Origin of the sequence: Paenibacillus chondroitinus NBRC 15376 (assembly GCF_004000765.1) — a bacterium.
Lineage (GTDB): Bacteria > Bacillota > Bacilli > Paenibacillales > NBRC-103111 > Paenibacillus_E > Paenibacillus_E chondroitinus.
This window is the reverse complement of record NZ_BILW01000016.1, coordinates 82,793-100,791: the sequence shown is the minus strand read 5'-3', so window position 1 is coordinate 100,791 and position 17,999 is coordinate 82,793. Positions and strand designations below refer to the sequence as shown.

23 protein-coding genes are annotated in these 17,999 nt (G+C 47.8%); 3 read left to right on the top strand and 20 right to left on the bottom strand.

The window, feature by feature from the left end; genetic code table 11:
* Positions 1-15 precede the first annotated feature (15 nt).
* Positions 16-507 carry a hypothetical protein gene (locus PCH02S_RS18865; protein ID WP_127455488.1) on the top strand — a complete coding sequence of 164 codons (492 nt, stop codon included), beginning with the start codon at positions 16-18 and terminating at the stop codon, positions 505-507.
* A 12-nt stretch (positions 508-519) separates the two neighbouring features.
* Positions 520-867, top strand: a complete 348-nt coding sequence (locus PCH02S_RS18860) for a hypothetical protein (protein ID WP_246069154.1) — start codon at positions 520-522, stop codon at positions 865-867.
* 20 nt (positions 868-887) lie between these two features.
* Here PCH02S_RS18860 and PCH02S_RS18855 read toward each other — a convergent pair whose 3' ends face one another.
* The 7 genes from PCH02S_RS18855 to PCH02S_RS18825 all read right to left on the bottom strand — a co-directional run bounded on the left by PCH02S_RS18855 (position 888) and on the right by PCH02S_RS18825 (position 5,320).
* The gene (locus PCH02S_RS18855) at positions 888-1,157 is read right to left on the bottom strand and encodes a hypothetical protein (RefSeq protein ID WP_127455487.1); all 270 of its coding nucleotides are present in this window, start codon (positions 1,155-1,157) and stop codon (positions 888-890) included.
* Positions 1,158-1,175: 18 nt separating this feature from the next.
* Positions 1,176-1,418 (bottom strand): spore germination protein, encoded by a 243-nt coding sequence (locus PCH02S_RS18850; RefSeq protein ID WP_157317981.1) that lies wholly within the window; start codon positions 1,416-1,418, stop codon positions 1,176-1,178.
* Positions 1,419-1,599: 181 nt separating this feature from the next.
* Positions 1,600-1,920, bottom strand: a complete 321-nt coding sequence (locus PCH02S_RS18845; protein WP_127455485.1) for a 50S ribosomal protein L33 — start codon at positions 1,918-1,920, stop codon at positions 1,600-1,602.
* Positions 1,921-2,094: 174 nt separating this feature from the next.
* Positions 2,095-2,319, bottom strand: coding sequence for a DUF1128 domain-containing protein (locus tag PCH02S_RS18840; RefSeq protein WP_127455484.1), 225 nt, complete (start codon positions 2,317-2,319; stop codon positions 2,095-2,097).
* Positions 2,320-2,443: 124 nt separating this feature from the next.
* Entirely contained in the window at positions 2,444-3,100 is a 657-nt protein-coding gene (locus PCH02S_RS18835; protein WP_127455483.1) for a TetR/AcrR family transcriptional regulator, read from the bottom strand.
* Between the two features lie 53 nt (positions 3,101-3,153).
* Complete coding sequence (locus tag PCH02S_RS18830) at positions 3,154-3,795, bottom strand: YigZ family protein (RefSeq protein ID WP_127455482.1); 642 nt, start codon at positions 3,793-3,795, stop codon at positions 3,154-3,156.
* Between the two features lie 169 nt (positions 3,796-3,964).
* Positions 3,965-5,320, bottom strand: coding sequence for a glucose-6-phosphate isomerase (locus PCH02S_RS18825; RefSeq protein ID WP_127455481.1), 1,356 nt, complete (start codon positions 5,318-5,320; stop codon positions 3,965-3,967).
* Between the two features lie 126 nt (positions 5,321-5,446).
* On the opposite strand from PCH02S_RS18825, the gene PCH02S_RS18820 reads away from it, so the two are divergent.
* A complete protein-coding gene (locus tag PCH02S_RS18820; RefSeq protein ID WP_127455480.1) occupies positions 5,447-6,733 on the top strand; it encodes an NAD(P)-binding domain-containing protein in 1,287 nt (428 codons plus the stop codon).
* A gap of 239 nt (positions 6,734-6,972) precedes the next feature.
* Here the strand turns inward: PCH02S_RS18820 and PCH02S_RS18815 are convergent, their stop codons facing one another.
* Genes PCH02S_RS18815 through PCH02S_RS18760 form a run of 13 tightly spaced genes read right to left on the bottom strand, consistent with a single transcriptional unit; the run spans position 6,973 to position 17,992 of the window.
* Entirely contained in the window at positions 6,973-7,554 is a 582-nt protein-coding gene (locus PCH02S_RS18815) for a glycoside hydrolase family 73 protein (RefSeq protein ID WP_127455479.1), read from the bottom strand.
* Complete coding sequence (locus PCH02S_RS18810) at positions 7,551-7,949, bottom strand: phage holin family protein (protein WP_127455478.1); 399 nt, start codon at positions 7,947-7,949, stop codon at positions 7,551-7,553. Before PCH02S_RS18810 ends, PCH02S_RS18815 begins: the two co-directional genes overlap by 4 nt.
* A 56-nt stretch (positions 7,950-8,005) precedes the next feature.
* Positions 8,006-8,548: an XkdW family protein gene (locus PCH02S_RS18805; protein WP_127455477.1), complete on the bottom strand. Its 543-nt coding sequence runs from the start codon at positions 8,546-8,548 to the stop codon at positions 8,006-8,008.
* A gap of 20 nt (positions 8,549-8,568) precedes the next feature.
* Entirely contained in the window at positions 8,569-11,820 is a 3,252-nt protein-coding gene (locus PCH02S_RS18800; RefSeq protein WP_127455476.1) for a pectinesterase family protein, read from the bottom strand.
* Positions 11,821-11,835: 15 nt separating this feature from the next.
* A complete protein-coding gene (locus tag PCH02S_RS18795) occupies positions 11,836-12,405 on the bottom strand; it encodes a YmfQ family protein (RefSeq protein WP_127455475.1) in 570 nt (189 codons plus the stop codon).
* Entirely contained in the window at positions 12,402-13,511 is a 1,110-nt protein-coding gene (locus PCH02S_RS18790) for a baseplate J/gp47 family protein (protein WP_127455474.1), read from the bottom strand. The genes PCH02S_RS18795 and PCH02S_RS18790 overlap by 4 nt, the downstream gene beginning before the upstream one ends.
* A gap of 1 nt (position 13,512) precedes the next feature.
* Positions 13,513-13,977 (bottom strand): DUF2634 domain-containing protein, encoded by a 465-nt coding sequence (locus PCH02S_RS18785; protein ID WP_127455473.1) that lies wholly within the window; start codon positions 13,975-13,977, stop codon positions 13,513-13,515.
* The gene (locus PCH02S_RS18780; protein WP_127455472.1) at positions 13,978-14,367 is read right to left on the bottom strand and encodes a hypothetical protein; all 390 of its coding nucleotides are present in this window, start codon (positions 14,365-14,367) and stop codon (positions 13,978-13,980) included.
* Positions 14,354-15,370 (bottom strand): XkdQ/YqbQ family protein, encoded by a 1,017-nt coding sequence (locus PCH02S_RS18775; protein ID WP_127455471.1) that lies wholly within the window; start codon positions 15,368-15,370, stop codon positions 14,354-14,356. The genes PCH02S_RS18780 and PCH02S_RS18775 overlap by 14 nt, the downstream gene beginning before the upstream one ends.
* Positions 15,367-16,017, bottom strand: coding sequence for a LysM peptidoglycan-binding domain-containing protein (locus PCH02S_RS18770; protein WP_246069153.1), 651 nt, complete (start codon positions 16,015-16,017; stop codon positions 15,367-15,369). Before PCH02S_RS18770 ends, PCH02S_RS18775 begins: the two co-directional genes overlap by 4 nt.
* Positions 16,007-17,416, bottom strand: a complete 1,410-nt coding sequence (locus tag PCH02S_RS18765; protein WP_127455470.1) for a hypothetical protein — start codon at positions 17,414-17,416, stop codon at positions 16,007-16,009. The genes PCH02S_RS18770 and PCH02S_RS18765 overlap by 11 nt, the downstream gene beginning before the upstream one ends.
* 4 nt (positions 17,417-17,420) lie before the next feature.
* Positions 17,421-17,573, bottom strand: a complete 153-nt coding sequence (locus PCH02S_RS35775; protein ID WP_164819622.1) for a hypothetical protein — start codon at positions 17,571-17,573, stop codon at positions 17,421-17,423.
* 23 nt (positions 17,574-17,596) lie between these two features.
* The gene (locus tag PCH02S_RS18760) at positions 17,597-17,992 is read right to left on the bottom strand and encodes a phage tail assembly chaperone (protein WP_127455469.1); all 396 of its coding nucleotides are present in this window, start codon (positions 17,990-17,992) and stop codon (positions 17,597-17,599) included.
* Between the last annotated feature and the right edge of the window lie 7 nt (positions 17,993-17,999).

Sequence of the window (17,999 nt, the reverse complement as noted above, 5' to 3'; positions counted from 1 at the left end):
CCAGGAGCCAGAGAGGTGTCGCCACCGCCTTCACCAACCGGAGCGACCTTACACGCTAGATCTGAGCCCACTTCTACTACTACTACTACGTCTTCCCTTACCGTTCAGCAATTAGAAAAGCGCTTGAAAAAACTAGAAGAAGAGTTATCCAACCTGACCGCCAAGCATCCGCAGATTCATATAGATACTCTGCATGTTCATCAGCCTGTCTTAGAAAATCTAACCTTTCGTTTGGATCACTTGGATATCAAGGAACTGAGCGGCTCCTTAAATCTGGGCAACAACTTCGGGGCTAAGCCCAATGAGAAAAAAGGCCCTCACGATGAGACAATGGCACGTGCTCAAGTGACAAAAGAGCCGCCCGCGGGCGCTTCAAGGCCGACCCCTCCCCCTGTTAAGGGACCGTCACCCGCTTCAGCGGAGCCGAGCAGCGACGGCGCGGCGTCAACGACAGAGCGTACCGCCACTGGCTACAAGTACACACCGCCGCAACCCAAAACGAAATGAGGTGTTTCGCCTTTGTCCTCCTTCATGTCACCGACGTTTATCATCGGCTCGATTCGAATCGGATCGGTTGAAAGTGCATCCTGTATCAATATGGGCAACAATTGGCCGACCGATTTTCAGAGCAACCAGAAGACTGTACAAGGTTTTGGCGCTGTGGAAGGCGACAACAACCAGTTAGTCGGAACACGCTCCATGCTCAATGACTCCGACTTCCTCGACATGCTCAATGTCGGCGATAATGAAACGCCTGATTGGCTTCAGGAGATGATTACCGCGCAGGCGGAAGCCTCCGGCTTTACCCCAACGCCAGGAGCCAAGAAGCCGGAAGAAGTCATTAGCACCACACAAACGCCTGACTAAATGTGAATGGAAGCTGCCATTTAGACCCGGCCAATGACGAGATCTCCTTTGGTGTAAGGCGCGTCGATAATATCATTATCATGAACCGTGTTAACATTATTGACTACATAATTGTTCTCGCCGCTTACTTCGCCTAAGCCGGAATTCGCTTTGCCGCTTGTTGTCCAATACACTTGTGTATTCGTCCCGATAAAAATGCCGGAAGCATCCGATATCGCATTCACATGAATGGCGTCAAACTGAATGAGCGGCGGATCTAGCGGAATGGCCGAAAGAGCTGATCTCTGCATGCGACTCACCTCACTCGATTAGGCTTGATTCGTGACAGCTGGTTTGAAATCCTGATCATTAATTGGAGCATCAATAAAGTCATTATCAAAAATCAAATTCACGATGTTAGCGGAGATCGAATTGCCGATGAATTCACCGGTTCCGTAATTGTTCTTACTGTGGGAATCCCAGCTCGACTGTGCATTCTCACCGATCCCGATGGTGGCATTTGTATTCTGATTGTTGATATTGATCATGTTGAAAACGATGGAACTCGGCATAGTGCTCACTCCTATCATGGGTTGACAAGGCTATGGGATAAATCCTGTATGCTAGCCTATTCATTCGTCAACCAATTGGTGTACGAATAACCAGAAGGTCGTAAGTGCGAGGAGTCCACTTGGTCTTGATATACACAAAAAGGGCTGCACCATTTTGGCACAGCCCTCAACTTTTACCTTACTACCAGAAGCCACCGAAGCTTGGGCCAAAACCAGGGCCAAAGCCACCAAAGCCAAAACCAGGGCCAAAGCCGCCAAAGCCGAATCCTGGACCGAAACCACCGTATGCAAAAGGTGCAGTACCAATTGCTAACAGATCAAACAGTACCAAAGGAACAATCGCTTTAACTTGCACTTTTTTACCTTTTTGTGGAGCTACGATCAACGTGTTACCACTGATTCTTACCAATTTACCGGACACGCTTGTTCCGTCTTTCTTAAGAGCCACAATTTGTTTGCCGACCAGCTTACGAACGTCTTCTTTACGAATTTGGGATTCCACGAACGTCCACCTCCTTTTAGCCACCAGGGATACATTGCTCTACAGTGTACTCCTGTGTAGGTAACATCGCTTGGATAGCTGTCCACCCACTCGGAAAAATAGTCGTTTGTCTATAAAAAAATGCCACTTTTCCAGGCCATACACCTAGAAAAACAGCATTTTATCAATAATAGCTTATCCCTTACGAATCTTTCCAAGCTCAGTTGTGATAGCGTCGATCTCGCTGATACTGAATCTATCTTTGCTTGCGACCATGTCGTATAAATCTTTGAGATCCTCATACGCTTCCGCTTTCACGTTAGAAGCCTTAATGGAGCCCCCCGTAGCCATGCGCAGCTTCCTCTTTATTTCTTCAAACATAAATTCCACGTTCTCTTCCGACCACTGATTTAAATCCATGTTAGACCCTCATCCTTCCCAGCTTTTCTTTCCCTATATTAATGCACATGGGGGCTAATGTAAAATACAAGCTTCACACAGGCAAAAAAAAGAAGAAAGACCCTCGTCTCTCTTCCTTAACTAGTTATATGGCATTGGTGATCGGCACATGCGGACCCACCATTTTGACAAGCGGCCGCTGCTGCTCATAAGAATCTAGGTCCAAGCTTACGCATATGAGACGAATGTGCTCATCAGCCAGCTTGCGGGCTTCTTCATAAGTAATTTTAAACTGGATGCAATACGAGATGAGGCCGTGTAAAGACATAAACAAATTCCAAGGAAGAGTAAACTTTCTGCTTTCGAAACCAGGCTGGTCCGTGACAACCTGACGAACGACGATGGAGAACATTTCGAGGCATTGCGCTTGTTCGGTACGGGAATACTGCTGAAGTTCAGGTTCGTTCAGCATGAACATCATTTCATAGTGGTTCGGATTGCTAAGTCCAAACCAGACGAACTCCATCATTAACTTTTGAAGCAAATTCACGCTAAATCCATGTTCACGCACGATCATTTCTCGTTGACGCTGCATCAGCATGGAGAAATCGTCTTTAATTAACGCATAAAACAGTTCCGCTTTCTCAGTAAAATGATAATATAACGCACCATGACTGTAACCCATTGCTTTTGCGATGCTGCGCATCGTTAAAGCGCGATAGCCAAAAGTGGCGAATAAATCCCGCGCCTCGGTAAGTATTCGTTCTCTGCTAAGCTCTTGCGCGACTGCTTTCCTAGCCATTCCTATCCCTCCGCATCCTTAGCCTATTTAATTTTGTTTAGTCTTGAACCTGCCTATTCGGGCAGGTTCTTGTGAACGATGTACTCGTTCTCTCCAGCGATAATAACACCTTGACCTTGCGTAAAATCTGTTGCCCAGTTGATAAACGCATCCGCTGCCGCTGCCAAAGGATAGCAAGTTACTGTAACCTTATCAGTAAAATCAATATCCCCGAGAAGCATTCCCTGATTTCTCAGTTCATTCTCGATTTTGCCATACCACGTATAATCAACCTCAATCATTACCTTCTGATGATTCACTTTGTAAATCGGTTGTGCAGCTTCAATGCCCACCACGGCTCCATCCGTATAAGCCCGAATGAGTCCGCCCGCGCCGAGCATGATGCCGCCGTAATAACGGGTTACGACGATTGCGATATTCTTGAGCCCTTGATGCTTAATCACTTCCAGAATCGGCTTACCTGCCGTGCCGCTCGGTTCTCCGTCATCAGACTGCTTCTGAATCTGGTCCCTGTCTCCGATGACATACGCACTGCAGTTATGTGTAGCCGTTTTGTGTTCCTTCTTGATCGCTTCAATAAAGTGGATAGCCTCTTCTTCTGACTCCACAGGCTTGGCATGACCGATGAAACGCGACTTCTTGATGATGATTTCCGACGATCCGTACGATTGGATTGTTTTGAAATTTGCTAGCATAGCCGACCTTTCTTGGTAGAAGGAAACAACTGTTTCATTACATTCTACACACATCTTATGACTTCGACAATATTGTAAGAAAATTTACCACATAAATAATGGTAATTTTCTATGAAAAAAAACGACCAATCCGATTGGATCGATCGTTTTGGTTCGTTACGTTCGTCATTTACTTCTGTAAGCGTGCTTCCAGCTCCGCTTTTTCTTTCTCATAACCAGGTTTCCCCAGAAGCGCAAACATGTTCTTCTTGTAAGCTTCAACGCCCGGTTGGTCAAAAGGATTCACGCCCATCAGGTAACCGCTGATGCCGCATGCTTTTTCAAAGAAATACACCATATACCCGAAGGAGTAAGGCGTCATATCCGGCAGCGTAACGATTAGGTTCGGCACATGTCCGTCCGTGTGAGCAAGCATGGTTCCTTGGAACGCCTTTTTGTTCACGAAATCCATCGTTTTTCCACTTAGGAAGTTGAGACCGTCCAAATCGTCAGCATCTGTACCGATCGTAATATGATCAGCCACTTGGTCGACTTGAATCACCGTTTCAAACAAAATGCGGTTGCCGTCTTGAACGAATTGGCCCATGGAGTGAAGATCTGTCGAGAAGTCTACGGAAGCCGGGTAGATACCTTTGTAGTCTTTCCCTTCGCTTTCGCCGAACAGCTGCTTCCACCATTCCGAAACGAAATGCAAGGACGGCTCATAGTTCACGAGAATTTCGATCGTTTTGCCTTTGCGGTAAAGCGCGTTACGAACAGCAGCGTATTGATACGCTTGGTTCTCGCTAAGCTTAGGATTCGCGAACTCGCGCTGAGCATCCGCAGCGCCTTTCATGATCGCTTCCACATCAATACCAGCTGTCGCGATTGGCAGCAAGCCAACAGCTGTCAGTACGGAGTAACGTCCACCTACATCATCCGGGATAACGAAAGATTCGTAGCCCTCTTCGTTGGCCAGCGTTTTCAAAGCGCCTCTCGCTTGATCCGTTGTTGCGTAGATACGTTTGCGAGCGGCTTCTTTGCCATATTTCTTCTCAAGCAATTCACGGAAAATACGGAACGCAATCGCCGGTTCTGTTGTCGTACCGGATTTCGAAATTACGTTAACGGAGAAGTCCTTGCCCTCCAACAATTGAAGAAGGTGTGTTACATATGTAGAGGAGATGTTATTTCCAACGAAATAAATCTCAGGCGTTTTTCTTTTATCTTTAGGCAAAATGTTATAGAACGAATGAGAAAGCATTTCAAGCGCAGCGCGTGCTCCCAAATAAGAACCGCCAATCCCAATAACGACAAGCGCTTCGGAATCGGATTGAATTTGTTTAGCAGCCGCTTGAATGCGAGCAAATTCCTCACGGTCATATTTCTCAGGCAGATCCACCCATCCTAAATAATCAGAGCCGGCACCTGTTTTGTTATGCAGCTGATCATGTGCCAGTTCTACCTGTCCAGACAAATAATCAACCTCATGTTGGGATAAAAAGGACAATGCCTTGCTGTAGTCAAATTGTAGCTTAGAGCTCAATATGCTCGCCTCCATCTCTATTTTTTTCCTTTTCCTAGCATACTTATTTGCTTGTACAAAAGCAAGTAAAGAAGGCATTCACAGGTTAGATTTCCCATGATAAAATGATTCCAGAGGTGAATGATCATGAAACGTATCGGCTTTATCGGACTTGGCACAATGGGCAAACCCATGGCTGCTAACCTTATTCAAAAAGGTTTTATGGTAACCGTTTATAATCGTACTCCCGAAAAAGCGGACGAGCTGGCTCGTCTTGGCGCTGAAGTGGCTGCAACACCCGCCGATGCCGCCCGTCATTCAGATGTACTGATTACCATGCTTAGCAATGACGCTGCTTTGTTGGATATATTCTACAGCGAAGAAGGCGTTCTAAGCGGTATTCATCCGGCTCTTACGATTATTGATTCCAGTACCGTTTCCCCACAAACGAGCCAAAAGTTGGCCGAGGAGCTTGCCGCCCATTTCGTCGATTTCCTCGATGCGCCTGTCACAGGCAGTAAGCCTGCTGCCGAAGAGGGTTCGCTCGCGTTCATGGTCGGCGGCAGCCAGGAAGTGTTTGAAGAACATGAGCAGTTGTTCCTTGCGATGGGCCGTAAAGCCCTTTATCTAGGTCCTTCCGGCTCCGGTTCCTATGCCAAGCTTGCCAACAATACCATGGTGGGTATTAACCTACTTGGTTTTGCCGAAGGCTTGTCTATTGCATCCAAAGCAGGGGTTAACCTTGAGAAATTTCTAGAAATTGTCCGCTCTGGCGGCGCAAACAGCAGAATAGTCGACCTCAAAGGCGATAAAATATTAAATCGCGATTTCAGCAATCAATTCTCCTTGAAGCTGATGCTCAAGGATCTCTTGCTTGCTCAAGGACTCGCTAGTAACTTCCAATTACCGGTTCCGCTGCTGCAAACAACGGCGGGCTTGTTCCAAATGGGATTAAGCAAAGGCCTCGGCGATGAAGACCTGAGCTCCGTCATCCAATGCTACGAAGACTGGATGGGGCAGCAAATCGCTAAACCTAGCGAACCTGCTGCTGTCATTGAAGAAAAGCAGGCATCGCCGCTTTCTGGCCGCGAACGCCGCCGGAACACGCGCGTGAAGCTGGATATCAACTTGAAATTGTCCATCTATCAATGGGAGCAGGAAGGTTCCTTCTCCGGGCAAAACATCGACGGCACGCTGTTCGACTTATCGGAAAGCGGACTGCAAATCACAACCGCTGCACCACTTGCGCCGGATATGTTCATCGTCATCCACTTCCCGCAGGAAGCGGAGCTCCCGCCAATCACCGCTCGCGTGATTCGAATCGAGACCGATGGCGATAAATTCCGCTATGGCTGTATGCTTTCCGGCTTACCGCCTTATGTGCGAATTAAGTTGGAGAAATATATTGAAGAGCATATTGCATATACTTTGTAGAGGTTAGAAGTACTTGAAACATGAATAAATGAAAAAAATATGAAACTTTGAAAAAACACAGCTACATGTAAACTCATTGATGTGAAGAACACCGTCTTTCCTATTGGGAGAGGCGGTTTATTTTATTTGGAGGCACGGGTGCTTGGAAGAAACAAGGACTTTTGAGGCTTCTATTTTGATACCTATTAGCTTAAATGCAGGAATAAGAGTCGGAAAAGACTCTTATTCTTACAGGCTCATCACAGTTGCCCGGATGCTTTCCGGAGCTCGTCCGCCAAGCGATGAAACTCCGCTCTAGCTTCAGCATCTTCAGTGCTTGTCCAAGCGGCGGACAGAAACATAATGATTTTATCCGCATCTTCACTACTCATCATATACTCCCCTTTCCCTTCAATCTGATCAAATCTCGTGAGATCGCTCCCTTCAATAATACGAATCAGTTTGTCCGCATAAAGCGGATCGGTTGCGTAACCTGCTTGCTGCAGCTTCTGACAGGCCAATCGGTAGTCCAGTTCATGCAAGACATTGGCATACCTGGGATTTTGGGATAGAAAATAGGAATGATCACGAATGCTTTCATACCAACTGTCGTAAACACAGAAGCCATCAACAATTTGCAGCCATCTGCCGTTAATGAACTCCTGCGTAACTAACTGTTGCCCGCTCCCCTTGATGCCAAACAAATTGTTGCCTGGCGCATGGTTACCCCAGCCGCTTTCCAAAATGGCCTGAGCTATCGTCACGCTTGCCAAAATACCGAACTCCCGCATATTCGCTTGTGCAGCAGGTGCCACTTGCTCGATAAAACGTTCTTTGTTCATAGACCTTCACTCTTGTTGCGAAGTACTTGAATCATTTGTTTCAAAAAGCTGGGCAGCGGCAGCCCTAGCCGTCCATAATTTTCAGTGATCGAGATAAACTCATTGGCCAAATAAAAATAGATTGCCCCTGTCATCATGATATTCGTGTCTAGTAGTAAGTCCATTCGGTGAGCCAGCATGATCACAAGCAGCATCATTCCTTTGCGGGTAAGCCCCCAAAAGCCAACTTGGCTGTTCAGACCGCGCTGTTCCTTCATGGAGGCCGCAATACCTGTGACATAGTCTACGGCGATTGTCATCAGGAAGAGTCCCAGCAACTCACTCAACCCGCCGAAGGCATAGGTCACGCATGCGCTAAGCGCAGCCAAAATCGAGCTGAACATAACTTGGTTCATTGGTTTCGCTCCTTTCTTTTGAGATGGGAGGAAGAATGGTTGTGTTTTCAAAATATTTACCATGAGATAGATGCCACACCCTCCATGCTGTTCGCTGATTCGACGGTCATTTTTAACTCCCAATACTTGTTGATGCTGGTCGTTTTGTGGGTGAGACTGTCTGTGAACAATGTCTTAAATTGATCAATCGTATGTGGCTGAAGCTTGTTGCTAGCTTTCCAAATGATAGGTTCAGAGACTAGACCAGCTATGATTGCGTTGAGCATCGTGTTGAGATTCGTTTGCGCTTCGTAGTCGAAGTCGTAGGTGTGGTTTGCGCCTAAGACGTTGGAGGTGAAACCTGCAAGTATTGCTGCGTTGCATGCTGTGTTGAGTTCGGCTGTTTTTGAGAGTTTAGCATTGGCGATTTGGGATTCGGGTGTTGGCTGCATGGCTTTCCATGCGGCTTGTAGTTCTTCTTCGGTTGGTTGAGCGGCTTCAAGGTTCCAAAACGAAATATAAGGCTTCATGTTTTCTTCGGAAGTATCCACGGCTATTCTGAAGTCTGCGCCAGGCTGCGCACCTGGGAATAAGTGAAAAATACTTTTAACCATATCCATGCTTCTTAGTCTCCTTTTTCTTACGCTATGCGTACTATTTCTAATCGACTAGCCCTTGCATCCGGATTCGTAGTACATGCCTGATTAATGTTTACGGCTACCCGAAAATACTGCCCTTTTGTAAGCTTTATAATTTTATTTGCTGCTCCATTACAGTAAGTAGATGCAGACTGAACCATATGCGCACCCATATTTTCTAAATACCCTACACCGTCAATATAGACCGAATAAACAATGTTAGGTGTTCCGCTCACGCCTACGAAGCTATTATGTGCTGAAATTAAATACCATCCGTCCGAGGGTGCTGTGAATTTATTTACTCCATCCCACGCGCCACCTTGATTTACCGCAGTGGTATATGTTAAAAACGTGTCAACATTAGCAGAAACTGCCACGCCCGCTGTTGCATGTTGAGCGAGTACCGCTGTACGTTGATCTTGAGTGTTATCCCCCCATGGGTTAAGAACACCGTTTGTCGAGACGATCAAGCCGCCTAATTGCGTTACAAAATTGATAGAACCTGTTGGTGTTGGTACGCTGTGAATGCCGATATGCGAACCATACTCCGATTGAACTCCCACGGAATTTCCTGATCCTCCAACTTGAACAACCGCAATTTGACTATATGAGGTAGCCAAAATGCCTACCGTCCTACCTGCTGCGGCCCCTGCTTGGACTCTTCCTACAGAAGTAACGTAGGCAAAAGCAGGCTGTGTTGCAGAAAATGCCGTCACCCAACAAGTATTAAATATTGCTGCATCGCAATACAACGCATTAAACCCCGGTGTCGTTGCCGAAGTAGCAGTAAATCCTGTAACTTCAAATCTACCTTTACAGTGGTTGATTGAGATAGAGTTAACTTTCGTTGCGTCTTGTGCCGTATTCGCTGCTATAATAGTAATTTGTCCAGTGTAGTTTAACACCGTGACATCTTCTGCATATGTTCCCGCTGCTACATAAATAGTGCACAGGTGACTGACAATTTGCGGGATGCTGTTAACCGCTCGTTGTATCGTCTTAAACGGTCTAGTCGCGCTGCCATCATTATTATCCACACCATTTACCGCATCAACGTACAAGGACATTGGAGCCGTTGTCTGCTTCGGAACGTTGTAAATTTGTTGGGCTAGTTGCTCTGTTGCACTTAACCGTGCTTCGTTGTCTGCCTGATCCGTTGCCAGTATTTCAACGACCGTCTTTAAGTTGCTTGCCACTTGGCCTGTTATAGCTTGAACAGGAATGGAAAGCAAGTATTGTTCTAGAGCTAGATAGGTGACTTCGTATACGGCTGTTGAGTCAAAGTTAGCTGCCGATATTTGGGCATATTGTGTCCCGTATGCAAATCCAGAATCAAGCCCGTTAATCAAAATCCATTTTGCGGTATCGACTTTACCATTCTTATAAATAGTTAAAATTCTGCTCGTCCTGTTTGTTAACTTAGAATCAAATAAATACGAACTATTAAATCGATAGAATCCCGGGTCTGCCGTATTCGGGTTAGCTTTCTCCCGTACAATCATTCCTTGTCCTACTTCAATCTTATTCAATCCCTCATGAAATGATATGCCGCCTTCTACCGAGATCTCTTGGAATAATGGTGTAGCAAGTTGATAGCTTATCCTGTACGGTGACCAAAATCCGTTTGCAGGGATTATGACTGTAGGGAGTGTATTAGTTCCACCCGAGTACCCAACTGAAGCACGATAGCACCACGCTTTAGTTCCACTCACATACGAATTAGCGCCGTTAACGCCATCATACATCTTCCAACCATAGAAATATGCCTTTACCTCGTCGTTGGAAGGTAAATAGCTTTCTCCCCATCCGCTGTCCGTGTCAGCAATATCTAAAAATAGATTCCCGTCATTGTTTAACTGGATACCATCGACGGCTGAAATAGCCCCCAAAATTTTACCATCATATTTTACACCGCGTTGAGTATTGGCAGTAATGTTAGCCCCCACGTTAATATAGACACGCTTATATCCCGTAAAGTCCGTATTGATTCCCCAATTCAACCTGCCATCTAAAGTTACTTCATGAAACCGTCTTTCAATAAAGTATTTTCCGTCACGCTCAAACAATGTGTCATACACTGTACCATCAATAGAGCCCGCAAGCCTTACGTTAGGGAAAGTAATAAGATTATCATTACGCCCTACAAAGGGCTTAGCTGTTGAGCCAAGGTTAAGTATTGGATTAGACATGGCTGTTGGTGTTGCAGATAGCCCTAATAACCTTATATTAATTTGTGTAATTCCTGCCCCAATAGTGAAGTTTTCGGATTTAAGTAGTCCGCTGCCTGAAATATCAACCTTAGTTGCTCCACCATTTTCAGCGACAAAGATTCTACCATTTGTATCAAAAGATGTAGCGGAAATAGAGTATGCTTGTCCTGCAATTACCGGAATTTGAATAATGAATTTATCATTGTTTGTAACCAAGCCGCTGTAAGGAGAAACAATGGTTGGAGAACCTGAATTCAGGTTGTAATCATAAAGTGGCGGCAACAAGTTCTCCCCATACTTAATGACATACGGAGCGGTTACATGCTTAACATCATCTACATATGGGTATTTAGCTGCAATTTGTGTTGTTGTCATACCATCAATTGCCGAATACTCTGCATCCGATAATGCATAAAGCCGTACACCATCCACATAAAAGAACTGACCCGCAGCTGTAGCAATCGTGTATAGATTGATGCCTACTGATCCAGTTGAAATAAATTTCCTATATGCAAGACCAAACCCTGTTGTAGTCGTTACGCCAGTTGATACACCTATTGCGGAAGTAACTTCTATAGCAGCATATGGCGCTGTTCCAGCATTAAACTCGGCCAATACAAGATATTTATTACCACTCGGTAAGCTTATGTTATTTTTGCAGGTCGCTGCATAATTAGCAGATGTTGCAGTTACTTTAATTGAGTTGTTGCCATATTTTATGTTTGCTGTATTAAGGGATTGTGTGGACTGAAAAGCACTCCACTTACTTAAATCCTCACAATTCCCATCCCGCCCCAACAAATTAACCAACGTCCGCCCCGTTATCCGCAAATTCTCCAGCGGTGCCGTCTGCGGGACATCAACCACCTGCAGCCCGTTTACCAAATTAACGGGAGTCGGAGCTGCGTCGGCGAACTGTGCGCCGAGCTGTGCATCAACTCTATCCCAGTTATCGTTGAGCATCGTATTAATATCAAAGGTATCATTCCCGTCCGTAGACGGGTTTTTCTTATAAAGTCCCAAGTTCATGGTCGTGCTAGGCATAAGCTTGCTCCCTCCTTATGAAACGGGAATAAATGGCGCGAAGTCGGTCATTTTCCTCGTTTGCAAGTCTTTTATAGTCATCGTCTGATGAAGCTGATTAAGCAGAAAATATTTATACTGGTACACGACCTGCAAATGGGCCGGCTTAATTTCCTCAATGGCCGCCTGCAGGTCACCCAAGTTCGGCGGCGTACCCAACGTGTCGACGAAGCGCACGGTGAACTGGTACATCGTCGGCTGCTGTGTGACCTCGACGGCTCCGCGCTCATACGCGCTGGCCACGCTATGCAGCAGCTCAACGGTGACGGTGCCGACACCGCGCAGCTTCGCATGGATCACCGCCCGGCGCTGATCGTCAGGCTTGTCCGGCACCGTCGCGATGCCGAGCTCGGCCTCCCAAGCATCCAGCCCCCACGTAGCGGAGCTGACAAAGAACTGCTGCAGTGTCTCCTCCAGGGAGATACGCAATTGATCCAGCTCCGCGCCCTGCGCTTGCAGGATAGAGTCCATGACCCGCGACGTTTCGTAATAGTCGGGCAAGTAGCCCTTCATGCGCCTTCCGCTTGGGGAAGTGACGAAACTCATGTGAGCGTCACCTCCCCCAAGACAGCAACTCGACCGGTACCTACCACAACGTTGGCGCTCATACCATTCACCAGCAGATTGCTGTAATCTTGCACCCCCTGTGTATCGAGCAGCAGAGAACCAATACGAACGTAACGTACGTTGGGATCAGAAGAGAACGCCAGTTCGGATAAATAGTTGCGAACAGCCACGGCGAAATCTTGTTTCACCTGATCGAGCGTTCTTGTGCCATACAAGAAAAGATTAGCCTGCAGAGCGATGGCAATTTCAGAGGCCGACTCAACGGTAACAACCGCGCCGATCGGTGCTTTGCCCGTCAGTGGCGGAGCCGGGTAAATATACTGCTGCACGGCGGCCACGGTGGAAGGGGATGCGCTTCTTTTATCCGTGCCGATGATGACGACCTTTACCGTCCCGGGGCCGTTCCATAGCGGCTGCACCTGAGCAGCTCCAACGCCGGCAATATCAAGCGCCCAGTTGAGATAGTCAGCTCGATTACCGCTTGTACCCGGGGAACGTACTTTGGCATAATAACGGTTCAGCAGCGAGCTATCGCTTTCAGCATCTTCACCGCCGACCATTGGGGTGACATTCGTCACGCCAGTGATTCCGGCATGCGGTGCTACTACGAAGACAATGGACTCACTCGGAACATTGCTGTTCAAACCTCCTAAAACGGCCTGAGCTTCCAATGTCACGCTACCCGAGCTGTCGATAACAGCGGGGACCATCGTTTCAAAAAGTAAGGAAGCCGTCCCCTGCACGGTATCCGCCAATGTTCCGATACGAGTGCCTGGAGGAATTGCCGTACCGGGCGAACCCGTAAACCGTACGGTGCCAGCGGCCTTCACCGCAGCTTTGCGCGTTACTCCGTGCTCCGCACAACGCAGGTCCAGATAAGGACCGTAAGTCGTTCCGGCAAACCCCCGCCGCAAGACTTCCTGCGACTGAATCGCCGCCAGCGCCAGCTCAATAGAGACTGGAGCCAACGCATCCCACATGTAGGAACCTTCGGATTTGTCCAAATCAGAAGGCAAATTGCCCAACATACGGCCTCGAATCGCTTCTTCGGTTTGTTCAGCCAAATAATTCGGTATAACGGTCATGCTAACTAATCACCACACTTCCTAGGATATTTTTCTTATCGCCTCGAACATTCGTAATTTGGCATTGAAACGAACACTCACTTTGATTCCACTTCCATGTAAAGGGGCCAACGCTCGCCGTACGCGGATCAACCATCAGAGTTTCTTTTGTAATACGGGCAATCTCCATTTCATTGGCTGGTTTGGACAATTGTCTAGCTATCAAATCATCGAATTCCTGACCATAAGTCCGTGAATAAGCCAGATAAGTATAACGTTGAGTAAGCAAAGCTTTCTGACACCATTGCAACCAAGCTTCCGTGTCGCTACACTCGGCTATTCTTCCTGTCTGCGTCAGCACAAACTCCCCAAGGGCATAATCAAACTTCGGACTACGTCCGAATCCAACTGTCCCCCTTCCCGTACCTGCTCCTAGCAATGGCAGCTGACTCTTTTCTGTAACCGCGAGCGGAAATAAATTCGGCATCTATTTCACCACCTTGCACAAAATTACAGCATCATTCCCATCATTCACAGGTATAGCCAGCACACGGTCCCCTATCTTCAAGCCGGATTGAAACGCAATCCGTACATCTTCGACCTCTGATTCGGAAAAAGCAAATCTTCCTTGCCCGGTTACCGGCACATTACCACTGGTTAAGCCCGTCACCGTACCGCTGATTGTAAAAGACGGCAGAAACAGCTTGGTCATCCAATCCGCCACATAGTAGTCGGAAATCTCATGTTTAAAACTATCAAGTTTTAACCCCCCTGCCGTAATCGTCCCCAGCTCAGCGGGCATTCCTGCTACAGCCGAGCTCGCATGGACAGACATCCGGTTGTCTAATGCAGCTGCCAGCTTTTTATACGGATTCATTCATATAGAACCTCCTTCGAACCAACTCAGGGCTGCCCAATTCCAGCACCATTTTGCCGGGATCACCAAGCTCGTGCCTAACCGTCATAGCAATCAACTCCATCCCGCTTCCAGCCAGATCGACCTTATCACCAGCGCGAATGGTATTAATATCGAGAGATGTTACGCTAATTGTTTCCTGTATGCCCGAAAGCATGGCTTTCGCCGCTTCTTTGGCTTCGCTGACGGATCGATAGCTGCTGTCCTGCACGATTTTCTGCAGGGTACCCAGTTCGGCTAACTCACCTTCTTCGATAACTAAAACTTGGGCTGCGCCCTCATCTCCTGCTTCTTTGGTCCCGAGTACTTTCACTTTGGTTACTGCACCTTCCAACGTTCGTTTTTGCATGATGTTCATCACATTTTCACTCGGCTCCAGCGACCATACGACAGAGTTAGAGCCAATTTCCACTAGCTCAAGACCGTTTACTGTCATTCGTGGCCGGTACATCGGTCCGCCCTTCCGAGCGGTTTCTTTCAAATCTTTCATGATCATGTTGTAAATCGTCTCTGCGCGATAGATGGACTTCGCCAGCTTAACTTTCGTATCCGGCAAATCCCCCACAATAATATTCCATCCCGTCGCATAACGGCGTATGCGTTCACTTGCCGTCATTCCTGCGGGAAACACAAATTCATCCTCCGACTTAGCCAAATAAATCGTACGATCATACATCGTCACCGTCAGCCGATCCGCCCGTTCATAACTATTCTCGCACTGCCAGACAACGGCGGGATGGAGTAAATCTTCTTGCTTCGAACTACCGTAGGGTACTCCTACGACTCGTACATCCTGACCTGGCTTCATACCTGGAAAATCCGGGGGGACGACGATTGTAGCCTGTGCCCTATAGGAAATTTCGTCAAGCGCCTCTTCAAGTGTCAGCTCATAAATTAAGTCTCGAAGCGCATAGGACCCATCCAGCCAAATATCATAAGATCCATCCGAAAGGTTATTTGTCATACCGGCATCACCAACTCCTGCCCAGGTAAAATCAGATCAGGATCGTCGCCGATAAGCGTACGATTCCCTTCGTAGAGGTCACGCCAGCGGCTGCCTGAACCGAGCTTCATTTTCGCAATAGACCAAAGTGAATCACCCGGCTGTACCCGATAAGTAGCAGAAACCGGCTTAATATCAGGCCTTGTCTGTCCACCCGAACTGCCGCTGCGCTCATCCAGTGTTCTCATTTTGTAATCTTTCCATGTACGAAAAATGAGATCAAAATACACATCGCCAGGCTCCCCGCCCTTGAAGCTGCTATTATGAGCAGACAGCATTACAAGTACGTTGACATCTGTGCCCGTAATGATAAGCCGAAGCGGATCTCGCCCCTCCATCCACGTATTAAGCTGATTCATCGCCGTTTGGGGATCAGGCAGCTGCTTATATTTGCAATAACTCGCATCATACACCGCCGGGAAAAAGGATGAGAATGCAATCTCCTTCACTTTTACACCTTGCGGAACATCCAACTCACCGCCACGGATTATGGTGATGGTTTCAAAGCTTTTGTCACGTCGAATAGTAACTTCGGACGGATTCACAGGAAACCATAGGGAAATGCCATTGGGATCCTCCAAAGTAAAATTCATTTCTTTAGTATCCATAGGCTCGGCCTCCGTTCTCCGTACGATTTTGGATAGCTGCTCCAATTTGCATAACAATCTGGTGACCAATGGTAATCGCCAGTTCCTCCATGTCCACTTTTTCCTTCGGCATATTAACCGTAATACCATCCACAGAAATATTGTAGTTGTTCGAAGTAACGCCTTCGCTCACACCAGCACTCGCTGCTGAAGCGGACATCAAAATAGTCTCGCGATCTGCGGGCAACAACTCAGTCCGCGCCTCTTTCGGAGGTTCTTTTTCTTTCCCCGAAAACCATTTATTGACGATCAACTCTCCTGCTTTATCCCCCAGCCAGCCACCGATAATGCCTCCAACAGCCGTACCGGCGCCAGGAACAATAGAACCGGCGAATGCACCCAGTGCAGCTCCAGCTACACCGGCACCTGCTTGGATCACAGCGCCCACTTTATTGTCCGAGGTCAGAATATCCAGTGCAGACAACCCGATTCCTAGCGGTTTGAGCACTTTACCTGTCGTTCTGAGCAGCTTGGAGGCTCGGCTAAACTTACCTAACCGGTTAGACGTTCTTGGCTCAGCCGGATGTCCTCCTCTATCGCCTTGAACGATTTGACGACCTCTGTCCTGTCCGCCGTTTCTCGTTCTAACTCTCGATTTGTTCCTGCCGCCGCCTGGGCTCGTATTTGTACGGTCACCTGCCCGTGTTTTGGTCCTGGCTCCCGCCCTATTCTTCGACCTCGCACCTGTCTTGTTCTTCGTCCTGGTTCCCGATCTGGATTTGGTCTTCGAATCGGCATCAGATTTCGTACGTTTACCGCCATTATCCTTGCAGGGGTCCTTGCATTTCTCTTTCTTACCGCCGTTTCCGGCAAACAAGCCTTTTAAAATTTTGAGCCCTTGTGCAAAGCTTTTGAATCCTTTGCCAAAAGCCTCGAAGGCCTCACCAAGTAACTTCACAATTTCGGCCATGATCAAAAGTCGGTCAAGCCACTTGTCCAGCTGACCTTTTTCAGGTGGGGCGGCAATGATTACAGCCGCAGTTGCTGAAGCGGACGCCGAAGCTTTCGTCTTTCCCTCCAAACTTCCGGAAAACTCACCGCCAAGCCCTTGCAGCAGCTCCCGCAGCTGCTTCGCCGTCCGAATAATTTGATCGTTGATCATCAGCTTCACATCGACCTTCGTATGTCCCAAGTCCGCCAGCTGCAACAGCATACGGTCTATAACAAAAGAAAAGTAATCCCGACCTGCGATCGCAGGCCTTGCCGTAATCTGGCTCAGCTTCGTTCCGGCCTCAGCCGCTTTGTTAAATAACCCCGTCAGCCGCTGCGCTGAAGACCCTGTCCGTTCTACCAAACTGCGCAATCGCTCTTGCGCAGCCATGACTCGTGCCAAATTGTTAACCATCACGATTTCACTCATCACTTCACCTCCTTGCGCGTTCGCGCTCCCGCTCCAGCGCATGTTCATGCTCCAGCTCTAATTCCATACTGGCAAGCAGGAACTGCTGCTCCCCACGAGGCAATGTCCAGAATACTCCGGGGCGCAGGTGATGACGCATCCATATCGCGTGGAGCATCGCCGGCAGCCCCCCGGAGGTAATTAGTTTTTTACTTCATCCAGCGTTGTATTAAATCCGCTCAAATCCAGCACTTCATCGCCAAGCGCGGACAGTTCGCCTGCGAGCAAGATGCGCTTAATCACTTCCTCACCGGAGCTGGCCTGGTACTTCGCAAGCAGCCGAGGGTCCCCCCAGTTGGGGGAGACGGTTGCAGCGAAGATCAGAGCGACATTAAACTGCTCTTCATCAAGCCGATCGGTTTGTACACCTCGACGATCGGCACGTTCTGTGCATCGTTCGCGGAGCGTAAACACCTGCTTTCCAGTCAGACCGCGCAGTAAAATGGGAACACCGAATCTAGCGATTGTCACGGTTTTCTCCGGGAGCTGGTCAGCCTCAAGCAGCTTTTGCAAAATTTGTTCATCTGTTAACATCATCTATTCC

What these genes read in the sequence shown, in the direction of transcription:
- PCH02S_RS18855 (WP_127455487.1), bottom strand. Translation starts at nt 1,157, where the DNA reads ATGCAGAGATCAGCTCTTTCGGCCATTCCGCTAGATCCGCCGCTCATT.
- PCH02S_RS18850 (WP_157317981.1), bottom strand. Translation starts at nt 1,418, where the DNA reads ATGCCGAGTTCCATCGTTTTCAACATGATCAATATCAACAATCAGAAT.
- PCH02S_RS18840 (WP_127455484.1), bottom strand. Translation starts at nt 2,319, where the DNA reads ATGGATTTAAATCAGTGGTCGGAAGAGAACGTGGAATTTATGTTTGAA.
- PCH02S_RS18835 (WP_127455483.1), bottom strand. Translation starts at nt 3,100, where the DNA reads ATGGCTAGGAAAGCAGTCGCGCAAGAGCTTAGCAGAGAACGAATACTT.
- PCH02S_RS18830 (WP_127455482.1), bottom strand. Translation starts at nt 3,795, where the DNA reads ATGCTAGCAAATTTCAAAACAATCCAATCGTACGGATCGTCGGAAATC.
- PCH02S_RS18820 (WP_127455480.1), top strand. Translation starts at nt 5,447, where the DNA reads ATGAAACGTATCGGCTTTATCGGACTTGGCACAATGGGCAAACCCATG.
- PCH02S_RS18815 (WP_127455479.1), bottom strand. Translation starts at nt 7,554, where the DNA reads ATGAACAAAGAACGTTTTATCGAGCAAGTGGCACCTGCTGCACAAGCG.
- PCH02S_RS18810 (WP_127455478.1), bottom strand. Translation starts at nt 7,949, where the DNA reads ATGAACCAAGTTATGTTCAGCTCGATTTTGGCTGCGCTTAGCGCATGC.
- PCH02S_RS18805 (WP_127455477.1), bottom strand. Translation starts at nt 8,548, where the DNA reads ATGGATATGGTTAAAAGTATTTTTCACTTATTCCCAGGTGCGCAGCCT.
- PCH02S_RS18800 (WP_127455476.1), bottom strand. Translation starts at nt 11,820, where the DNA reads ATGCCTAGCACGACCATGAACTTGGGACTTTATAAGAAAAACCCGTCT.
- PCH02S_RS18795 (WP_127455475.1), bottom strand. Translation starts at nt 12,405, where the DNA reads ATGAGTTTCGTCACTTCCCCAAGCGGAAGGCGCATGAAGGGCTACTTG.
- PCH02S_RS18790 (WP_127455474.1), bottom strand. Translation starts at nt 13,511, where the DNA reads ATGACCGTTATACCGAATTATTTGGCTGAACAAACCGAAGAAGCGATT.
- PCH02S_RS18785 (WP_127455473.1), bottom strand. Translation starts at nt 13,977, where the DNA reads ATGCCGAATTTATTTCCGCTCGCGGTTACAGAAAAGAGTCAGCTGCCA.
- PCH02S_RS18780 (WP_127455472.1), bottom strand. Translation starts at nt 14,367, where the DNA reads ATGAATCCGTATAAAAAGCTGGCAGCTGCATTAGACAACCGGATGTCT.
- PCH02S_RS18775 (WP_127455471.1), bottom strand. Translation starts at nt 15,370, where the DNA reads ATGACAAATAACCTTTCGGATGGATCTTATGATATTTGGCTGGATGGG.
- PCH02S_RS18770 (WP_246069153.1), bottom strand. Translation starts at nt 16,017, where the DNA reads ATGGATACTAAAGAAATGAATTTTACTTTGGAGGATCCCAATGGCATT.
- PCH02S_RS18765 (WP_127455470.1), bottom strand. Translation starts at nt 17,416, where the DNA reads ATGAGTGAAATCGTGATGGTTAACAATTTGGCACGAGTCATGGCTGCG.
- PCH02S_RS35775 (WP_164819622.1), bottom strand. Translation starts at nt 17,573, where the DNA reads ATGCTCCACGCGATATGGATGCGTCATCACCTGCGCCCCGGAGTATTC.
- PCH02S_RS18760 (WP_127455469.1), bottom strand. Translation starts at nt 17,992, where the DNA reads ATGATGTTAACAGATGAACAAATTTTGCAAAAGCTGCTTGAGGCTGAC.